Origin of the sequence: Pyxidicoccus fallax (genome assembly GCF_012933655.1) — a bacterium.
In the GTDB taxonomy this organism is placed as follows: domain Bacteria; phylum Myxococcota; class Myxococcia; order Myxococcales; family Myxococcaceae; genus Myxococcus; species Myxococcus fallax.
On the sequence record NZ_JABBJJ010000260.1, the window covers coordinates 1 to 18108 of the forward strand.

Genomic DNA, 18108 nt, shown 5'->3' on the forward strand with positions numbered 1-18108 from the left:
CCTTCCCCCTCACGCCCAACGGCAAGGTGGACCGCAAGGCCCTGCCCACCCCCGAGGTCTCCTCCCCGACCGCGGACTTCGAGCCGCCCGCCAGCGCCACCGAGGCGCGGCTGGCCACGCTCTGGGCCGAGGTGCTGGGCGTGGAGAAGGTGGGCCGCCGCGACAACTTCTTCGAGCTGGGAGGCCACTCCCTGTTGGCCACCCAGGTCGTCTCGCGCGTGCGCGCGACGTTCGATGTGGAGCTGCCCCTGCGCGCCCTCTTCGAGGCGCCCACCCTCGCCGCGCTCTCCCTGCGCATCGAGGACGCCCGGCGGCGGCGTGATGGCGCGGGGCTGCCTCCGCTGCTGCCCGTGCCTCGAAGCGGCGCGCTGCCGCTGTCGTTCGCCCAGCAGCGCCTGTGGTTCCTGGAGCAGCTCGAGCCCGGAAGCGTGCGGTACAACATCCCCACGGCCCTGCTGCTGGAGGGCCGCCTGGAGCTGCCGGCACTGGAGCGCGCCTTCTCGGAGCTGCTCCGCCGCCACGAGTCGCTGCGCACCACCTTCCATGCCGACGCCGGTGAGCCGTCGCAGCGCATCCACCCACCCGCGCCCCTGCGCCTCGAGGTGGTGGACCTGATGGACCTGCCCGAGGCCGAGCGCCTGGGTGAGGCCCAGCGCCTGTCGTCCGAGGACGCCCTGCGCCCCTTCAACCTCTCCACCGGGCCTTTGCTGCGCACCACCCTGCTGCGCCTCTCGGAGCACCAGCACGCGCTGCTGCTCAACCTGCACCACGCCGTCTCGGACGGCTGGTCCATGGGGGTGCTGGTGCGCGAGGTGGCGACCCTCTACGAAGCCTTCGCCGCGGGCCTGCCCTCTCCCCTGCCGGAGCTGCCGGTCCAGTACGCCGACTACGCCGTCTGGCAGCGCGAGTGGCTGCGGGGAGAGGTGCTGGAGGCGCAGCTCGGCTGGTGGAGACAGCAGCTGTCCGGCGCGCCACCGCACCTGGAGCTGCCCACGGACTTCCCACGTCCCCCCGTCCTCTCGCACCGCGGCGCCACGGTGCCGGTGCGGCTGCCCCTCCCGCTGAGCGAGCCGCTCAAGGCGCTGGCGCAGCGCGAGGGGGCCACACCCTTCATGCTGCTGCTGGCCGCCTTCCAGCTGCTGCTGTCCCGCTACTCGGGCCAGGAGGACGTCGTCATCGGCTCGCCCATCGCCGGCCGCCGCCATGCGGAGACCGAGGGCCTCATCGGCTTCTTCGTCAACACGCTGGTGCTGCGCTCCCGGCCGGAGGGCCACCTCTCGTTCCTGGCGCTGCTGCGCCAGGTGCGGGAGACCACGCTCGGGGCCTACGAGCACCAGGACCTGCCCTTCGAGAAGCTGGTGGAGGCGCTGCAGCCGGCGCGCGACCTGAGCCGCTCACCGCTGTTCCAGGTCCTCTTCGTCCTGCAGAACACGCCGGTGCGGGAGGCGCACCTGCCCTCGCTGTCGTTCCGGCCCCTGGAAGCCCAGGACACCGAGGCCGCCAAGTTCGAGCTCAGCCTGAACCTGGCCGAGACCTCCGAGGGCTTCCTCGGTGAGCTGCGGTTCAACGCGGACCTCTTCGCGGAGGCGTCCGCGCGGCGAATGGTGCGACACCTCGAGGTGCTGCTGGAGACCCTCGTCTCGACACCGGACGTGCGCCTGTCCGAGCTGAGCCTCCTAACGGCCGGCGAGCGCCAACAGGTGCTGCGCGCCTGGAACGACACGGCTTCCGACGCCACGCCCGAGTCCTGCTTCCACCACGCCTTCGAGCTCCAGGCCGCCAGGACTCCGGCCGCGCCTGCTGTCTCCTTCGAGGAGTCCGTCCTCTCCTTCGCCGGGCTCAACACGCGCGCCAACCAGCTGGCGCACCACCTGCGCGCGCTCGGCGTGGGGGCGGATGTCCCCGTGGCCCTCTGCTTCGAGCGCTCCGTGGAGATGGTGGTGGCCCTGCTGGCCGTCATGAAGGCCGGTGGCGCCTACGTGCCGCTGGACCCCGCCTGGCCCACGCAGCGGCTGGGCTTCACCCTTCGGGACTGCGCCGCGTCCGTGCTGCTGACCCAGCAACGCCTGGATTCCTCCTGGGCACCGGCGGGGACGCACGTGCTGAGCCTCGATTCGGCGGACGCGCTGCCTGCCTCGCTGCCCTCGCACGACCCGGCACCCTCCGCCTCGGCCGACAACCTCGCCTACGTCATCTACACGTCCGGCAGCACCGGTACTCCCAAGGGCGTCATGGTGCGGCACCGCTCGGTGCTCAACCTGCGTCATGCCCTGGCGCGCACGGTGTATGCCGGCCAGCCCTCCGGCATGCGGGTGAGCGTCAATGCGCCGCTGGCCTTCGATGCTTCCGTCAAGCAGCTCGTCCAGCTCCTCGACGGTCACTGCCTCTGCATCGTTCCGGAAGCGAGCCGCCAGGACCCGGAGGCCATGCGCGAGTGGCTGCGCCGCCACCACGTGGACGTGCTGGACTGCACGCCCTCGTTGCTGCGGCTGCTGGTGCAGTCCGGGCTTCTCCAGGATGCCGCCGCGCCGCGCCTGCTGGTGCCCGGTGGCGAGGCCATCGACGAAGCGCTGTGGCGGCAACTGGCCGCCGCGCCTCGCACGCGCACCTTCAACGTCTACGGCCCTACCGAGTGCACCGTGGACTCCACCGCCTTCGCCGTCCTGCCCGGCACCCGGCCCACCATCGGCGGGCCGCTGGCCAACGTGCGCACGTACGTGCTGGACGCGCACCTGCGGCCGGTGCCCGTGGGCGTGCCGGGAGAGCTGTTCATCTCCGGCGCTGGCCTGGCCCGAGGCTACCTGCGCCGCCCGGCCCTCACCGCCGAGCGCTTCGTGGCCGACCCCTTCAACGCCACGCCCGGTGCGCGCATGTACCGCACCGGTGACAAGGTGCGCTGGCGGGAGGACGGCACCCTGGAGTACCTGGGCCGCACCGACTTCCAGGTGAAGCTGCGCGGCTATCGCATCGAGCTGGGCGAAATCGAAGCGGCCCTCTCGCAGCACCCGGCGGTGCGCCAGGCCCTGGTGCTGGTGCGCGAGGACTCCCCGGGCCACCCGCGCCTGGTGGCGTACTTCACCCACGCGGATGCCGCGCCCGACTCCACCACCCTGCGCGCCTTCCTCCAGCAACGGCTGCCCGAGTACATGGTGCCCCCGGTCTTCGTCCCGCTGGACGCCTTCCCGCTGACTCCCAACGGCAAGGTGGACCGCGGGGCCCTGCCAGCACCGGACGCGTCCGCGCTGACCTCCGCCACCTACGCCGCCCCGCGTACGTCCACCGAGCTCCTGCTCGCCTCCATCTGGGCCCAGGTGCTGCACGTCGAGAAGGTGGGACGCAACGACGACTTCTTCGCCCTGGGCGGCCACTCGCTGCTGGCCACACAGGTGGTGGCCCGCATCCGCTCCAGCTTCAACGTGGAGCTGCCACTTCGCGCGTTGTTCGAGGCACCCACCCTGGAGCGGCTCGCCCTCCTGGTGGAGAAGGCCAGCCACTCCACCGGCCTCCCCGCGCCGCGGCCCATGCCACGTGAGGGTCACCCGCCGCTGTCCTTCGCCCAGCAGCGCCTGTGGTTCCTCGACCAGCTCCAGCCGGGCAGCGCCCTCTACAACATCCCCATGCCCCTGCGGCTGGAAGGCCCGCTGGACGTCTCCGCCCTGGAGCGCGCCTTCGGAGAACTGGTGCGCCGCCACGAGTCGCTGCGCACCACCTTCCACGCCGAGGCCGGCCAGCCCGTGCAGCTCATCCATCCTCCCGCACCCTTCCACCTGCCGCGGGTGGACCTGGGTGCACGGGAGGACCGTGAGGAAGAAGCCCGCCGCCTCGTCCTGGAGGAACTCGCGCGGCCCTTCAACCTGGCCACCGGCCCGCTCCTCCGGGTCACGCTGGTGCGCCTGGCCGAGCAGCAGCACGTGCTGCTGCTCAACCTCCACCACATCATCTCCGACGGCTGGTCCAACGGCGTCCTCGTCCGCGAGATGGCCATGCTGTACGAGGCGTTCACCCAGGGCCGGCCCTCGCCCCTGCCCGAGCTGCCGGTGCAGTACGCCGACTACGCCCTCTGGCAACGTGACTGGCTGCGGGGCGAGGCGCTGGAGCGGCAGCTGGGCTGGTGGAAGCAGCGGCTCGCCGGAGCCCCTCATGCCCTGGAGCTGCCCACCGACTTCTCCCGCCCGCCCGTGCTGTCGCACCGCGGCGGCGCGGTGCCCGTGCACCTGCCTCGCCCGCTGAGCGAGTCGCTCAAGGCCCTGGCTCAGCGTGAGGGTGCCACCCCGTTCATGCTGCTGCTGGCCGCCTGGCAGCTGCTGCTCTCGCGCTACTCCGGCCAGGAGGATGTCGTCGTCGGCTCGCCCATCGCCGGACGCCGCCACGCCGAGACCGAGGGCCTCATCGGCTTCTTCGTCAACACGCTCGTGCTGCGCGCGAGGATTGACTCCCGTGCCTCCTTCCGCGCGCTGCTGTCCCACGTGCGCGAGACGACGCTGGGCGCCTACGAGCACCAGGACGTCCCCTTCGAGAAGCTGGTGGAGGAACTACAGCCCCAGCGCGACTTGAGCCGCTCGCCGCTGTTCCAGGCCTTCTTCGTCCTGCAGAACACGCCCATGCGGCAGCTCGCCGCCTCCGAGCTGGCCCTGCGGCCCCTGGAGACCGAGGGCTCCGCCGCCGCCAAGTTCGAGCTGAACCTCGGCCTGATCGAGTCCCCCGAGGGCTTTGTCGGCCAGCTCCAGTTCAACGCGGACCTGTTCACCCAGGCCACCGCGGCGCGCATGGTGGCCCACCTCCAGGTGCTGCTGGAGGACGTGGCCGCCCATCCCGAAGCGCCCCTGTCGGACCTGGCCCTCTTCACCCCGGCCGAGCGCCAGCAGGTCCTCCAGGCCTGGAATGACACCGTGGCCCCCTGCCCGGTGGATTCCACCTTCCACCAGGTCTTCGAGCACCAGGCCGACCTCACCCCCAGCGCGCCCGCCGTGCGCTTCGAAGAGGACGTCCTTTCCTTCGGTCAGCTCAACGCTCGCGCCAACCAGCTGGCGCACCACCTGCGCGAGCTGGGCGTCGGACCCGACGTGCCTGTCGCCTTCTGCCTGGAGCGCTCCACCGAGGCCATCGTCGCGCTGCTGGCCATCATGAAGGCCGGTGGCGGTTACGTCCCACTGGACCCGGCCTGGCCCCTCCAGCGCCGCACCCTCACCCTGCAGGACTGCGGTGCGCCCGTGCTGCTCACCCGGAGCGCCCTGGTGTCCGGCTGGCAGCCCACGGGTGCCCACGTGCTCTGCCTGGACACCGAGGCCTCACAGCTCGCCTCGAGGCCCTCGCACGACCCGGCCCCGGTGGCGGGCCCGGACAACCTCGCCTACGTCATCTACACCTCCGGGAGCACCGGCACGCCCAAGGGCGTCATGATTCAGCACCGCTCGGTGCTCAACCTGCGTCATGCCCTGGCGCGCACGGTGTATGCCGGCCAGCCCTCCGGCCTGCGGGTGAGCGTCAATGCGCCGCTGGCCTTCGATGCTTCCGTCAAGCAGCTCGTCCAGCTCCTCGACGGTCACTGCCTGTGCATCGTCCCCGAGGACACCCGCCAGGACCCGCAAGCCATGCGTCAGTGGGTGCGGAGCCAGGGCGTGGACGTGCTCGACGGCACGCCCTCGCTGCTGCGGCTGCTGGTGCAGTCCGGGCTCCTCCAGGATGCCGCCGCGCCGCGCCTGCTGGTGCCCGGTGGCGAGGCCATCGATGAAGCGCTGTGGCAGCAGCTGGCCGCCGCGCCTCGCACGCGCACCTTCAACGTCTACGGCCCCACCGAGTGCACCGTGGACTCCACCGCCTTCGCCGTCCTGCCCGGCACCCGGCCCACCATCGGCGGGCCGCTGGCCAACGTGCGCACGTACGTGCTGGACGCGCACCTGCGGCCAGTGCCCGTGGGCGTACCGGGAGAGCTGTTCATCTCCGGCACGGGCCTGGCCCGCGGCTACCTGCGTCGCCCGTCCCTCACCGCCGAGCGCTTCATGGCCGACCCCTTCAGCGCCACGCCCGGCGCGCGCATGTACCGCACCGGTGACAAGGTGCGCTGGCGGGAGGACGGCACCCTGGAGTACCTGGGCCGCACCGACTTCCAGGTGAAGCTGCGCGGCTATCGCATCGAGCTGGGCGAAATCGAAGCCGCGCTCGCCCTGCACCCCGCCGTGCACCAGGCCGTCGTGCTGGTGCGCGAGGACGTGCCCGGCGACAAGCGACTGGTGGCCTACGTAGTGCCCTCCTCCGGCCAGTCCGCCGACGCCGACGCCCTGCGCACCCACGTGCGCAAGAGCCTGCCCGAGTACATGGTGCCCTCGGCCTTCGTCCTGCTGGAGGCCCTGCCGCTGACCCCCAACGGCAAGGTGGACCGCGGGGCCCTGCCCGCTCCCGACCGCGTCCTCGTCACCGCGCGGCACGACACCACCGCTCCGCGCGACGTGCTCGAGCACATGCTGGCCGGAATCTGGGAGGAGCTGCTCGGCATCCAGCCCGTGGGCATCCGCGGCAACTTCTTCGAGCTGGGCGGCCACTCGCTGCTCGCCGTGCAGCTCATGGCCCGAATCCGCGAGCGCACCGGGCGCACGTTGCCGCTGGCCTCGTTGTTCCAGGCCCCCACCGTGGAGGGGCTTGCCTCCCTGCTGCGGCAGCTTCCCGCGCCCTTCTCGCCCCTGGTCCCCATCCAGGGGGACGGCAGCCAGCGGCCGCTCTTCCTCGTCCACCCCGTGGGAGGCAATGTCCTCGGCTATGCGCGGCTCGCCCGGCGGCTCGGCCCGGACCAGCCGGTGTATGGCCTTCAGTCCCAAGGGCTCGACGGGCAGCAGCCCTCGCTGGAATCCATCGAGGAGATGGCCGCGCTCTACCTCGAGGCAATCCGCGCCATCCAACCCCGGGGGCCGTACCGGCTCGGCGGCTGGTCCATGGGCGCGGTGGTGGCCTTCGAGATGGCCCGCCAGCTCCATGCCCGCGGAGAAGCCGTGGAGCTGCTGGCCTTGATCGACCCCAGCCCGGCCACGGCGGACCGCGTGCGGGTGGACACGGAGGATGCCGCCCAGCTGGTGGCGCACTTCGCCAGGGACATGGCGGGGCTCGCCGCGAGGGACGCGTGGAGCCCGGACGAGCCGCAGGGCCGCCAGGACGTGGACACCATGCTCCAGCGCCTGCTGGACGCGGGCCGCGAGGCGGGCCTGCTCGTCCCCGAGGTCGGCCTGCCGCAGCTGCGCACCCTCTTCGAGGTCTTCGCCGGCAACCTCCGCGCCCTGGCGCGCTACGTGCCCGGCCCCTTCGCCGGCCGCGTCACGATGCTCCGCGCCACGGAAGACGCGGGGAACCCCGCCCGGGCTGTGGACCGCGGCTGGGCGGCCCTCGCCACGGGCGGGCTGCGGCTACAGGAGGTGCCCGGCAACCACTACAGCCTGCTGCGCGAACCGGGCGTGCACGTGCTGGCGGAGCACCTCGCGGCGCTGCTGGCTGGATGATTCAAGGGGTGCTGGCCGCGGGCTTGGCCAGCACCCGCATCCAGAGGTTCTTCGGGTAGTGCGTGCCGCCCGTGGAGGGGACGACCTTCTTGCCGGGAACCAGCTCCAGCCGGTAGCGCTGGAGCACCAGCGCCGCGAAGAGCGTGGCAATGGTGGAGGCCAGCATCGCCCCGATGCACACGCGCTGCCCGGCGCTGAAGGCCATGTAGACGAACCGTGGCCGTGCCTGCACCTGTTCGTCGGAGAAGTGCTCCGGGTCGAAGGCGTCCGGGTTCCTCCAGTACTTCGGCAGCCGGTGCATGAGGGCGGGGCTGATGGTCACCGAGGTGCCGACCGGGATGTCGAAGCCACCAATCGAGTCTTCCTTGATGGCGACGCGGCTGATGTCCGTGGCCACGGAGTGGACGCGCATCGTCTCGCTGAAGACCTGGCTCACGTACTGGAGGCCGGGCAGGTCCTCGGCCGTGGGAGTCCGTCCTCCCAGGACCCGCTCCACCGTGGCCGCCGTCCGCGAGGCAATCTCCGGGTGCTGCGCCAGGCAGTACCACATCCACGCGATGCCGATGCCCGCCGAGGAGTGTCCCGCGACGAAGAGGTCGACGAACTCGTCATGCAGCTCCCGCTCGTTCAGCCGCTCGCCCTTGTCGTCGCGCTCGTCGATCAGCACGCCGAGCATGTCCTCCTGCTGCGCCGGCTGCGCCATCCGCCGGCGGACCGTCTCCCAGGCGAAGTCGTTGACGCGGAGCACCGCCGACCGCGCCCGCGGGTGCCGTCGGCGGTGGTCCCAGCGCATCAGCGACGGGGGGACGAAGGGCAGATGCGCCAGCAGCGGGCGGGGTGCGATGGACGACGCCGTGAGGTCCCACACCGCCTCGCGGATGTCCTCCGGTGGCTCCTCGGAGAAGACCAGCTGGCCCATGACGGAGATGAGGACCCACGACATCTCGCGGACGACATCCATGGGTGCTCCGCTGCGCAGGTACGGCTCCCAGCGTTGGTCGAGCACCCGCTGCAGCGTCTCCACCATCCGGGGGACCTGGGACAGCAGCCGCCCACGGAGGAAGGCCGGCTGGGTCATCCGGCGCAGCCGCTTCCAGGTGGCCCCGCTGCTGGTCGTCAGTGCCTCGCCAAAGAGGGCGCCCCGGGGGGCAGCGGGCTTGGGATAGTTCGTCACCCCCTGGTCGACCAGGACGTGCTTGATGACGTCGGGGTTGCTGAGCAGGTAGTGCGGCCTGCCCGGGAACGGCAACAGGACGACGTCTCCGTACCGCTGAAACGAGCGCCAGAGGAAGCTGTCGAGGTCCCCGCCGCTGGTCACCATGTGCCAGATCAGCGAGGCCATGGAAGGGCCGGGGGGATGGTGAGGTCGAGCCATGACGAGAAGAACCCGGGAGTCGTCCGGGTGGCCAGGGAGGATTGGCTGGTATCCCGAACGTAACATGCGACCGGGAAGTCATCGAGCGTGGGCATGCCCCTGGGGCCGCGACGAATACGGCCAACGCGCTACTCCGGATCGAGGGCCCAGGTGCCCTCCTCCCAGCGTTTCAGGGCCTGCCCTGCCTTGAAAGGTACGAACCCCTCGCCCTTGGCTGCCTCAGCCAAGACAGCGATGGCCTCATTCGTCCGGTAGCGAAGTAGGTAGGCGGCAGCCATGACACGAACATCCATGCGCGGATGATTGAATAGCACCGTCAGAGCCTCACGGCCGTTATCTCCATGATCGCGGAGCTTGTCGAACGCGGAGATATACTTCCTTGCGTGCTTGTTTCCAGTCTTGGCATCTCCGCGCCAGATTGCATCCGTCTGAGCCGCCACATTTTCTGCAAACTGATTTACAAGTTCCTCCAAGGTCATTTCCAGATGCCCTTTTGAATATTCTCAATAGCCAATAGGCCGAATTCCCGTTGAGCCTGGTATGACTGCGTGCTCAGCCACTGTCGCACGGTGAGACTCGAGGTGCCGAGGAGTTCAGGCTGTTTGGACGAGTAGAAGGCGCTCACACGCGTGTGCAATGCCTCATCCAGGGGGATGACGTTTTCAGTGTTATGCAATGCCTCTGGCCCAAATCGCCGCACGTTGCCAGGCGTCTGCTCGACAATGTGATGCCACTGCTTTCCAGGGCCGGCTGCGCCCATTGCATACTTGAAGCCACTCATGGACTTCCATGCGTGGAATGAAGCCGGCCGCGTGCCTGTCGCAGCCCATGCCGTGCCCGTGCCACTCGATGACATCGCCACGGCCCCAGGTGCGAGGGCGAATGTGAAGCCGTCCGCGGCGACGGCAACCGTCTCGACCTGCCCCACCGCCGTGTACACCACGCCGGCTTGAGCCTCGGCCCTCACTGCGGCCTGCGCAGCTCCGGGCAATCCCCGCACCGTCGTCCCCAGCGTGGCACCCGTACTCCCGATGGCCGCGGTCGCCAGCATCACGAACGCCCGCGCCGCGTTCCGGCCCATCACCTTTCCGAAGCGCTCCCCCGCCTCGCGCAGCTCATCGAACGTCACGGCCCGGTCGCTCTCCGCCATCAACTGCCGGAAGCCCTGGATGAGCCCCCAGAACGTGTCCACTCCCACGTAGATGATGAGCGCCGCCGTGAGCACCGCCGCCACGCCTTTGGTCGCGGGTTCCGGCACCGTCCAGAGCAACGCGTAGGTGGCCGCCGTCCAGAGCGCCGCCTGCATCAGCGCCTCCGGGTGGGCCATGTCCTTCACGGCCTCCCACAGCTCGTCCAGCACCGCGCCCTTCGCCAGGGCCAGGGCGAGCGTGAAGCGCGCATCCCCCATGACAACGGGGCCTTCCTTCAGCAGGCCCAGACAGTCTCCGCTGCGCCCGGTCCGCTCACACCAGCGCAGGTAGGAGCGCGTCAGCTCGACTTCGGACCGGGGCAGCTCGGGAGCCAGGTGCTCACCAGGCCTGAGCGGGGTGATGCGCCGGCTCCTCACGTCGAAGAGGTACGAGCCGCTCCGGGAGTCCACCTCGAACAGGCGCCGCGCCGCCTCCTCGGGCCGCTGAGACGGGCGAAGAGTCCGGGCCAACCGCGCCACAGCCTCCTTCACGTCATCCTCATCCAACTCCACCGGCTCGGAGGCCTGCTCCGAGCGGGGAACGTGGACGACGGGCGAGCTCCGGCCCGTGTCGAGACGCACCACCCGGGTGGGCCCGCTGCACCCCGGCAGGACCACCCACACGAGGAGGAACAGCCATCTCAGCAACATGCAGCACTCCCGGCCCTGATTTCCGGCATGTCATACCACGCCAGAAAAGCGGGCTGGCTCAGGACCCCATCGCTCCGGGGAGGGCTGTGTCGTCAGCTCATTCGGGTTGCGCCTCACGAGCTTCGCGGACGAGCCAGTCACGAAACGCAACGAGCTTGGGGAGCGTGGCGCACTCGGGTCGATAGACCACGTAGTAGGAGAGCACGGAGGAGAACTCGACCTCCGGGAACAGGCGCACCAGCCGTCCGGCCGCGAGGTCGTCACGCACCATGATGCTGCGGGCCAGCGCCACGCCCTGCCCGTCGATGGCCGCCTGCAGCACCGCCGCGGAGTTGTTGATACGCAAGCCCCGCTTCGTCTCGACTTCCCTCGCGCCCGCCTTCTCGAGCCAGGCCTCCCACGTGGCGAATCCCGAGCGGGCATCCACGGACCGGTCGTGGATGAGCCGCAAGCCACTCAGGTCCGACGGCCGGCGCATCCGGCGGCTCTGTCGCAGGAGCGCGGGCGAGCAGACGGGGTAGACCTCTTCGCCCAGGAGCTTCTCGGCGGTCAGCCCGGGCCAGACCCCGGCTCCGTAGCGCACGCCGATATCGATGCCGCGCGCGGCGAAGTCGAGCAGCTCGGTGGACACGTCGAGCCGTACGTCCAGTTCCGGCCACGCGGCCTGGAACCGTTCGAGCCGCGGCAGGATCCACTTGGCCGCGAACGCGGGACTGACGGTCACGGTCAGCACGCCCGTCGAAGAGCCCTCCTTCAGCCGCGCGACGCCGGCACTCAGCCGCTCGAATCCCGCACGGATGTCCGGCAGCGCCCGCTGGGCCGCCTCGGTGAGGACGAGCCGTTTGCGCCCGCTCGCCCCCCGGTGGAACAGCGGCGTGCCGAGCGACTCCTCGAGGCTTCGCACGAGCTGTCCGACCGCCGCCGGGGTCACGTGGAGCTCGGCGGCCGCGGCGGAAAAGCTCTCGTGCCTGGCCGCCGCCTCGAAGGCACGCAGGGCGTTGAGGTGTTCGGGTGCGCTCATGGGCGGTCAAGATTTCCTTTGCCGCAGGCCAAGAAACTCTCGATTGCGGCGGCGCGTGCTCGGGACGATACCAGGGCTGAAGGATGCCCGTCGAAGCTGCGCCGACGGGATAGCTGAGCTTTCACGTAGCACAGAAGCAGCGACGGAGGACACCCATGGTCTACCTGCAAATCACCCTGAAGATTTCTCCCGCCAACCGCCCCGCCGCCGCTGGCGTGTACCAGCGCTACAAGGCGCCCTTCCTCGAGACGATCGCCGGCGCGAAGTCGAAGGAACTCCTCGTCCGCGACGAGGACGTGCAGGTGCTGCACGGGTTCGACACGGCCCAGCAGGCCAGCGCCTACCTCGAGACCGGCCTGTTCACCGCCGACGTCGTGACCGCGCTCAAGCCGCTCCTCGACGCCGCCCCGGACGTCCGCATCTATCAGGCCGCCTGAGACCTTCCGCGTCGGGCCGTCGCCGACCGCGGCAGCCCGACATCCACCCAACACCCGTCAACCGGGAGCTTTCAATGCGTGCGCGATTCACAAATCAGAAGGTCATCGTCGTGGGCGGTACGAGCGGCATGGGGAAGGCCGTAGCCCGAATCGTCCTTGAAGAGGGAGGGCGGGCGGTCGTCATCGGGCATCGAGACGACAAGGTCCAAGCCGCGGTAGCGGAGCTGGCCGCGCTCGGGCCCGTGGACGGCCTGCGAGCGGACATCACCTCTGGCCCTGAGAGACAGGCCCTGTTGGCCCGGCTTCAAAGGGACCACGCGGACGCGACGCTGCTGGTCAACGCCGCGGGCGTCTTCCTGCCGAAGGCCTTCCTGGAGCACGACGAAGGCGATTACGACCTGTATCTCGACCTCAACAAGGCCATCTTCTTCATCACGCAGGCCGTCGCCAGGTCCATGGTCGCGCTGGGCAAGGGGGGCGCCATCGTCAACATCGGGTCGATGTGGGCCAGGCAGGCCATCCAGGCCACTCCCTCCTCGGCCTATTCGATGGCCAAGGCGGGACTTCACTCGCTGACCCAGCACCTGGCGATGGAGCTGGCCGGCCATGGCATCCGCGTCAACGCGGTTTCGCCAGCGGTCGTCGAGACGCCAATCTACGAAGGCTTCATCCCGAAGGAGCAGGTCCACAGTGCGATCCAGGGGTTCAACGGCTTCCATCCAATCGGCCGCGTGGGTCGCGCGGAGGATGTCGCGCAAACCATCGCCCATCTGCTATCGAACGAGACCTCGTGGGTCACCGGCGCCATCTGGGATGTCGACGGCGGCGTCATGGCGGGACGCAACAAGTACAGCTGACCCTTGGATGATGATGCCGACACCGTTCCTTCGCGCCCTGCACGAGGCGCCGCTGCTGCTCGCCGAAGGCTCCGTGGTCGAGCGCCTGCGCCGCCACCCCGCGGGACTGCTGGACCCTCACGTGGCCAACGCGGGTCTCCTCTTCAGGCCGGAGGGGCGCGAGGCGCTCGCCGGCATCTACCGCGACTACCGCGATATCGGCCTGCGCCATGGCCTGCCCACCCTCCTCCTCACGCCCACGTGGCGCGCGAACGCGGAGCGGCTCGCGCGCGCGGGCCTCGCCGGCCGGGACGTCTTTGGCGAGGCGGTGGGACTGCTGGCGGGCCTGCGCGACGAGGCCGGCGACCGGGGCGCAGGCGTCTTCCTCGGCGGCCTCGTCGGGTGTCGCGGGGACGCCTACCAGCCCGCGGAGGCCCTGCCGCGCGGGGAAGCGGCGGTCTTCCACGCGCCGCACGTGGAGGCGCTCGCGCGTGCTGGCGTGGACTTCCTCGTGGCCCAGGCGCTTCCAGCCCTCTCGGAGGCCGAGGGCCTCGCCCTGGCGATGGCACGCACGGGCGCGCCGTTCCTGCTGAGCTTCGTCCTGCGCCCCACCGGGACGCTGCTCGACGGCACACCGCTGGGCGAGGCCGTGGCGCGCATCGACGCCCTGCCCGGAGCGCGCCCGACGGCGTACATGGTGAACTGCGTCCACCCCGCCATCTTTCGCGAGGGAATGTCGCGCCAGCTGGCGACCTGGCCCTCACTCGGCGAGCGCGTGGTGGGCTTGCAGGCCAACACCTCCCGCCTCTCACCCGAGGAGCTCGACGGGCGGGCGGAGCTCGACAGCGAGCCCTCGGACGCCTTCGCGCGGGAGATGGCCCGCGTGCACGCGGAGCTCGGCACGCGCCTGCTCGGCGGGTGCTGTGGCACCGATGAGCGGCATATCGCAACGCTCGCCGGCGTCCTGACGGGCTGACGCCAGGACCTTCAACTGAAGGTGGGCACGGGCCTGGAGCTGGGCTTCCCGGATGGGTTCAATCGTCATGTCGATCTGTCCGACAGGGGTCTGCCCGTCCCACCGCGATTGAACCGGTTCGGGCTCGTGGAATGATGCGCCACCATGCGCTCACTCCTGATGCTGTTCATGGTGATTGGCCTCGGCTGCAGGTCCGCGCCCCCAGCGCGGCGGACGGCTGCAATCGACATCGCGCTGGTGCATGACTCGGTACCGGAGCAACAGACGCGCGAGCAACTCCGCCGTTTGTTGGAGCAGTTCGATGTCAGCCCGTGGCTCTACACGCGGACCATCCAGATCGACGAGCGGGCCATTCCACACAGTCATCCCGTGTTGACACTGCACACACGGCATCTCGCACAGGACATGCAGTTGCTCTCGACCTTCGTGCACGAGGAGATGCACTGGTTCCTCGATGAGAGAGCCGAGGCGACGCAGCGTGCGATGGCCGAGCTGCGTGAGCTCTATCCGACATTGCCCGTCGGCTTTCCTGACGGAGCCAGGGACCTGGAGTCGTCCTATCTCCACGTCCTCGTCAATGCGCTCGAGTACGCAGCCATGCAGCGCGTCGCGGGACGGGACACCGCGACGCGCGTGCTCGACTTCTGGGTGAACGACCACTACCGGGCGCTGTACCGCATCGTCCTGAAGGATGAGGCGCGGATTCGCGAGCTCCTGGTCCGACATGGCCTGGTACCTGAAGGGCTCTGAGTTCGCCGCCCGCCGCCTCGGAGCCGTCTACGTCCCGTACTTCCCGCGAAGAGAAGCGCCGGTGTCACCCGCTCACTTCTTCAGGTTGATGAGGCCGTCATCCTTGGCCAGCTTCGGCCCGAACGCCGTGGACATCATCTCGAGCGTCGGGAGGCCGGTGGGGTCGATGAGCTTGATCCGGTGCCGCCCCGGCTGGGTACGGAAGCTGCCACCCCTGAGAGACCGTCCCCGCGAGCTGCCCCTGCTGGCCACCCGTTTCCTGAAAGAGGCGTGTGAGCGGGCGGGCCAGCCCGCGCCCCGGCTCTCCGCCGCCACCATGGGCGTGCTGAGCGCCCATTCCTGGCCCGGCAACGTGCGAGAGCTGAAGAACGCGATGGAGTACGCCGCCGCCACTTCCAACGGGCCCATCCTCGAACCCTCGTCTCTGCCCGAGTCACTGCGCGAGGCACGGAACAGCGGAGAGCAGGCGGACACCGAGCCCGCGCCCCGTCCCTTCCGTCCCATCTCCGAGGAGCTCCGCGAGCTGGAGCGGCAGAGGATGTTGGAGGCCCTGGAGACCACCGGGGGAGTGCAGACACGCGCTGCACAGCTCATCGGCATGCCGCTGCGGACCTTCGTGTTCAAGGCTCGGCAGTACCAGCTATCGCAGCGCTCCAGGGCACCACGCTCCTGACGGACCCGGGAGCGTCAGTTGCGGGTCCCGTGCTTCGCGAAGCCCTCCAGCGCGATTCGCGCCAGGTCGCGCACCTCTGAATCCGGGTCGCCCTTCGCGAGCTGCTCCAGTACGGGAAGCAGCTCCTTCCAGCCCACGTAGCCGATGGCGAGGATGGCCTTGCGCTGCACCATGGCGTCCGCGAACGTCAGGCACTTGCGGAAGAACTCGAAGAAGGCCGCGTCGAACTCAGGCGGCGCGGTCAGCGACATGAGGCGCACGGCCAGCTGGAGCTGCTCCGCCGTTGCCGCCGAGTCCGCCAGCTTCTGGATTTCCTCCTGGGAGTACACGTCCACGAACTCCCGGAGGACGCGGACGAAGTGCTCGGGCGTCTCGCTCTCGATGTAGGCGTACGGCACCTCAATCATGAAGTCGTCGATGAAGCGGATGATGCTCGGTTCATCCTCTTCATCGGTGACCCAGACGAGCTGATAGGGCCGGGTGTCCGTCGCCTCCGTCACCGACTCCAGCGACCAACCCGCCATCAGGGCCATGGAGCCGAGCTGCGCTGCCGCCTGGACGTGCTTCATCGGCACACGGACCTTCTTCATGAACACCCTTCCTGGAACGTCAGTCGAAGGCCCGTGCTTCGCCATGCCCTCTAGCGTCATTCGGACCCACCCGCGAACCCTGGCAGTCCGGGTCCTCTTTTCTCCAGGTGGCCCTCGGCCGACCTTCCCGGAAGTGGGACCGGCATTCCCAGGCCCGGTCAAACCCTCGTGACACCCAGGTGCCGTCCACCGTCTCCCTCCCCTTGAGCCGAGCCCCTCCGGCGGCTAGGAGACGGTGGCATCCGCTTTGCTCTCCGGGCGCCCCATGGCGAGCCCGCGCCCGCGGTGCTCGCGACTTCACCTGGAGCCGTCATGGACACCGTCGGGCAGGATCTCCGTCAGGCCTTCCGCAAGCTGCTCAAGAGCCCGGGCTTCCTGTGTATCGCGGTCCTCACCCTGTCGCTGGGCCTGGGTGCCAACACCGCCATCTTCAGCGTGGTGAACGCGGTGCTGCTCCGCGCCCTGCCCTTCGCTGACGCGGACAACCTGGTGCGCGTGCTCCACGTGAGCCAGCGCGGCGGCTCCATGCCGTCCTCGGGGCTCGACTTCCTCGACATGCAGGCACAGAACCGCTCCTTCAGCGGCATGGCCGGCGTGGATCCCACCGACCTCAGCCTCACGGGCCCGGGGGGAGACCCCGAGCGGCTACAGGGCGCGCAAGTGACTGCGGGGTTCTTCCAGGTGCTGGGCGTGCAGCCCCAGCTCGGCCGGGGATTCCAGGCGGACGAGGACCAGCCCGGCAGGAGCAAGGTGGTGGTGCTGGGACACACGCTGTGGAAGCGCCGCTACGGCGGCGACCCGGGCATCCTGGGGCGCACCATCACCGTGGGCGGCGAGCCCTACACCGTGGTGGGCGTGGCGCGCCCCGGCTTCGCCTTCCCTTCTCAGGCGCAGCTCTGGATTCCGCTCATCTGGGAGGGCTCGGCCATCGACCCGATGAACCGTGGCGGCCACTTCCTCAGCGCCTATGGTCGGCTGAAGCCCGGCGTCACGCGGGAGCAGGCGGATGCGGACCTGCGCGCCATTTCGAAGCGCCTGGAGGAGCAGTACCCCGAATCCCACACCGGCCTGACGACCCAGCTGAAGCCCCTGCGCGAGGAGCTGGTGGGTGACGTGGAGCCAGCGCTCCTCGTGTTGCTCAGCGCCGTGGGCGTGGTGCTCCTCATCGCCTGCGCCAACCTCTCCAACCTCCTGCTGGCGCGCGCGGTGAGCCGCGAGGGAGAGATTTCCGTGCGCCTGGCGCTAGGCGCCAGCCGCGGCCGCATCATCCGCCAGTTGTTGCTGGAGAGCCTGGTATTGGCGCTGGTGGGGGCCGGTGGCGGGCTGCTGCTGGCCGCCTGGGGGCTGGACCTCCTCGTGATGCTGGCTCCTCGCGACCTCCCCCGGCTGGAGGAGGTCTCCATCGATGGCCGGGTGCTCGCATTCACGTTCGTCCTCGGGCTGGCGACCTCCTTCCTCTTCGGCCTCGTTCCGGCGCTGCAGACGTCCCGCGTGGAGCTCAATCGCGTCCTGCGTGAGAGCGGCAAGGGCGGCGGCGGTGGCGGCCACCGGACGCGCCACCTGCTCGTCGTGACGGAGACGGCGCTGGCGGTGGTGCTGCTGGTGGGCGCGGGGCTGCTGATGAAGAGCTTCATCCGGCTCCAGCAGGTGGACCCGGGCTTCAAGGCGGACCATGTGCTGGCGCTCGACCTGGCACTCCCGGAGACCACGTATCCCTGGGCCAGCCCGGCGGTGCAGACCTTCTATGACACGCTGTTGGAGCGGGTGCGGAGCCTGCCAGGGGTGAAGCAGGCGGGCGCGGCGTTCCACGTGCCCCTGGCTGGAGGCTCCATGACCTCGACGATACGGGACCTGTCCAGGCCGCCGCCGAGCCCGGGGGAGGAGAAGCGCACGGATGTGCGCATCGTCACCCCTGGCGCCCTGGAGACGCTGCGCATCCCGCTCGTGCGCGGCCGGCTCCTCACGGCCCAGGACGGCGTGGAGGAGGGCACGCGCGCCGTGCTCGTCAGCGAAGAGGCGGCCCGGCGCATCTGGCCCGGGGAGGACCCCATCGGCCGTACCGTGGAGATTGGCGTCAACTTCGGCCTGGGTCGCTTCGGAGGGCAGGTGGTGGGGGTGGTGGGAAA

12 protein-coding genes are annotated in these 18108 nt (G+C 69.9%); 7 read left to right on the plus strand and 5 right to left on the minus strand.

Going from position 1 to position 18108, the window contains the following annotated elements; translation table 11 throughout:
* Window positions 1–7484, plus strand: a 7484-nt coding sequence (locus HG543_RS38245) for a non-ribosomal peptide synthetase (protein ID WP_169349864.1), incomplete at its 5' end; no start/stop codon positions are given.
* A 1-nt stretch (window position 7485) separates the two neighbouring features.
* On the opposite strand, the gene HG543_RS38250 is transcribed toward HG543_RS38245, so the two are convergent.
* The 4 genes from HG543_RS38250 to gcvA all read right to left on the minus strand — a co-directional run bounded on the left by HG543_RS38250 (window position 7486) and on the right by gcvA (window position 11720).
* The gene (locus HG543_RS38250) at window positions 7486–8925 is read right to left on the minus strand and encodes a cytochrome P450 (RefSeq protein ID WP_343073539.1); all 1440 of its coding nucleotides are present in this window, start codon (window positions 8923–8925) and stop codon (window positions 7486–7488) included.
* Between the two features lie 62 nt (window positions 8926–8987).
* On the minus strand, window positions 8988–9338 hold the full coding sequence (locus HG543_RS38255) for a DUF2019 domain-containing protein (protein ID WP_169349866.1): 351 nt from the start codon (window positions 9336–9338) through the stop codon (window positions 8988–8990).
* Complete coding sequence (sitA5, locus tag HG543_RS38260; RefSeq protein WP_169349867.1) at window positions 9335–10699, minus strand: SitA5 family polymorphic toxin; 1365 nt, start codon at window positions 10697–10699, stop codon at window positions 9335–9337. The genes HG543_RS38255 and sitA5 overlap by 4 nt, the downstream gene beginning before the upstream one ends.
* A gap of 97 nt (window positions 10700–10796) precedes the next feature.
* Window positions 10797–11720, minus strand: coding sequence for a transcriptional regulator GcvA (gcvA, locus tag HG543_RS38265; RefSeq protein WP_169349868.1), 924 nt, complete (start codon window positions 11718–11720; stop codon window positions 10797–10799).
* Window positions 11721–11875: 155 nt separating this feature from the next.
* Between gcvA and HG543_RS38270 the strand changes: the two genes are divergently transcribed.
* The 5 genes from HG543_RS38270 to HG543_RS38290 all read left to right on the plus strand — a co-directional run bounded on the left by HG543_RS38270 (window position 11876) and on the right by HG543_RS38290 (window position 15392).
* Window positions 11876–12157 (plus strand): hypothetical protein, encoded by a 282-nt coding sequence (locus HG543_RS38270; protein WP_169349869.1) that lies wholly within the window; start codon window positions 11876–11878, stop codon window positions 12155–12157.
* A gap of 74 nt (window positions 12158–12231) precedes the next feature.
* Window positions 12232–13014 carry an SDR family NAD(P)-dependent oxidoreductase gene (locus tag HG543_RS38275; RefSeq protein ID WP_169349870.1) on the plus strand — a complete coding sequence of 261 codons (783 nt, stop codon included), beginning with the start codon at window positions 12232–12234 and terminating at the stop codon, window positions 13012–13014.
* 7 nt (window positions 13015–13021) lie between these two features.
* Entirely contained in the window at window positions 13022–13969 is a 948-nt protein-coding gene (locus HG543_RS38280) for a homocysteine S-methyltransferase family protein (RefSeq protein WP_169349871.1), read from the plus strand.
* A 144-nt stretch (window positions 13970–14113) separates the two neighbouring features.
* The gene (locus tag HG543_RS38285; protein WP_169349872.1) at window positions 14114–14719 is read left to right on the plus strand and encodes a hypothetical protein; all 606 of its coding nucleotides are present in this window, start codon (window positions 14114–14116) and stop codon (window positions 14717–14719) included.
* Between the two features lie 166 nt (window positions 14720–14885).
* Complete coding sequence (locus HG543_RS38290) at window positions 14886–15392, plus strand: AAA-type ATPase lid domain-containing protein (protein WP_246357586.1); 507 nt, start codon at window positions 14886–14888, stop codon at window positions 15390–15392.
* 14 nt (window positions 15393–15406) lie between these two features.
* On the opposite strand, the gene HG543_RS38295 is transcribed toward HG543_RS38290, so the two are convergent.
* Window positions 15407–15982 (minus strand): HEAT repeat domain-containing protein, encoded by a 576-nt coding sequence (locus HG543_RS38295; RefSeq protein ID WP_169349874.1) that lies wholly within the window; start codon window positions 15980–15982, stop codon window positions 15407–15409.
* Window positions 15983–16294: 312 nt separating this feature from the next.
* On the opposite strand from HG543_RS38295, the gene HG543_RS38300 reads away from it, so the two are divergent.
* Window positions 16295–18108: ABC transporter permease (locus HG543_RS38300; RefSeq protein WP_169349875.1), on the plus strand; the 1814-nt coding region annotated here is incomplete at its 3' end.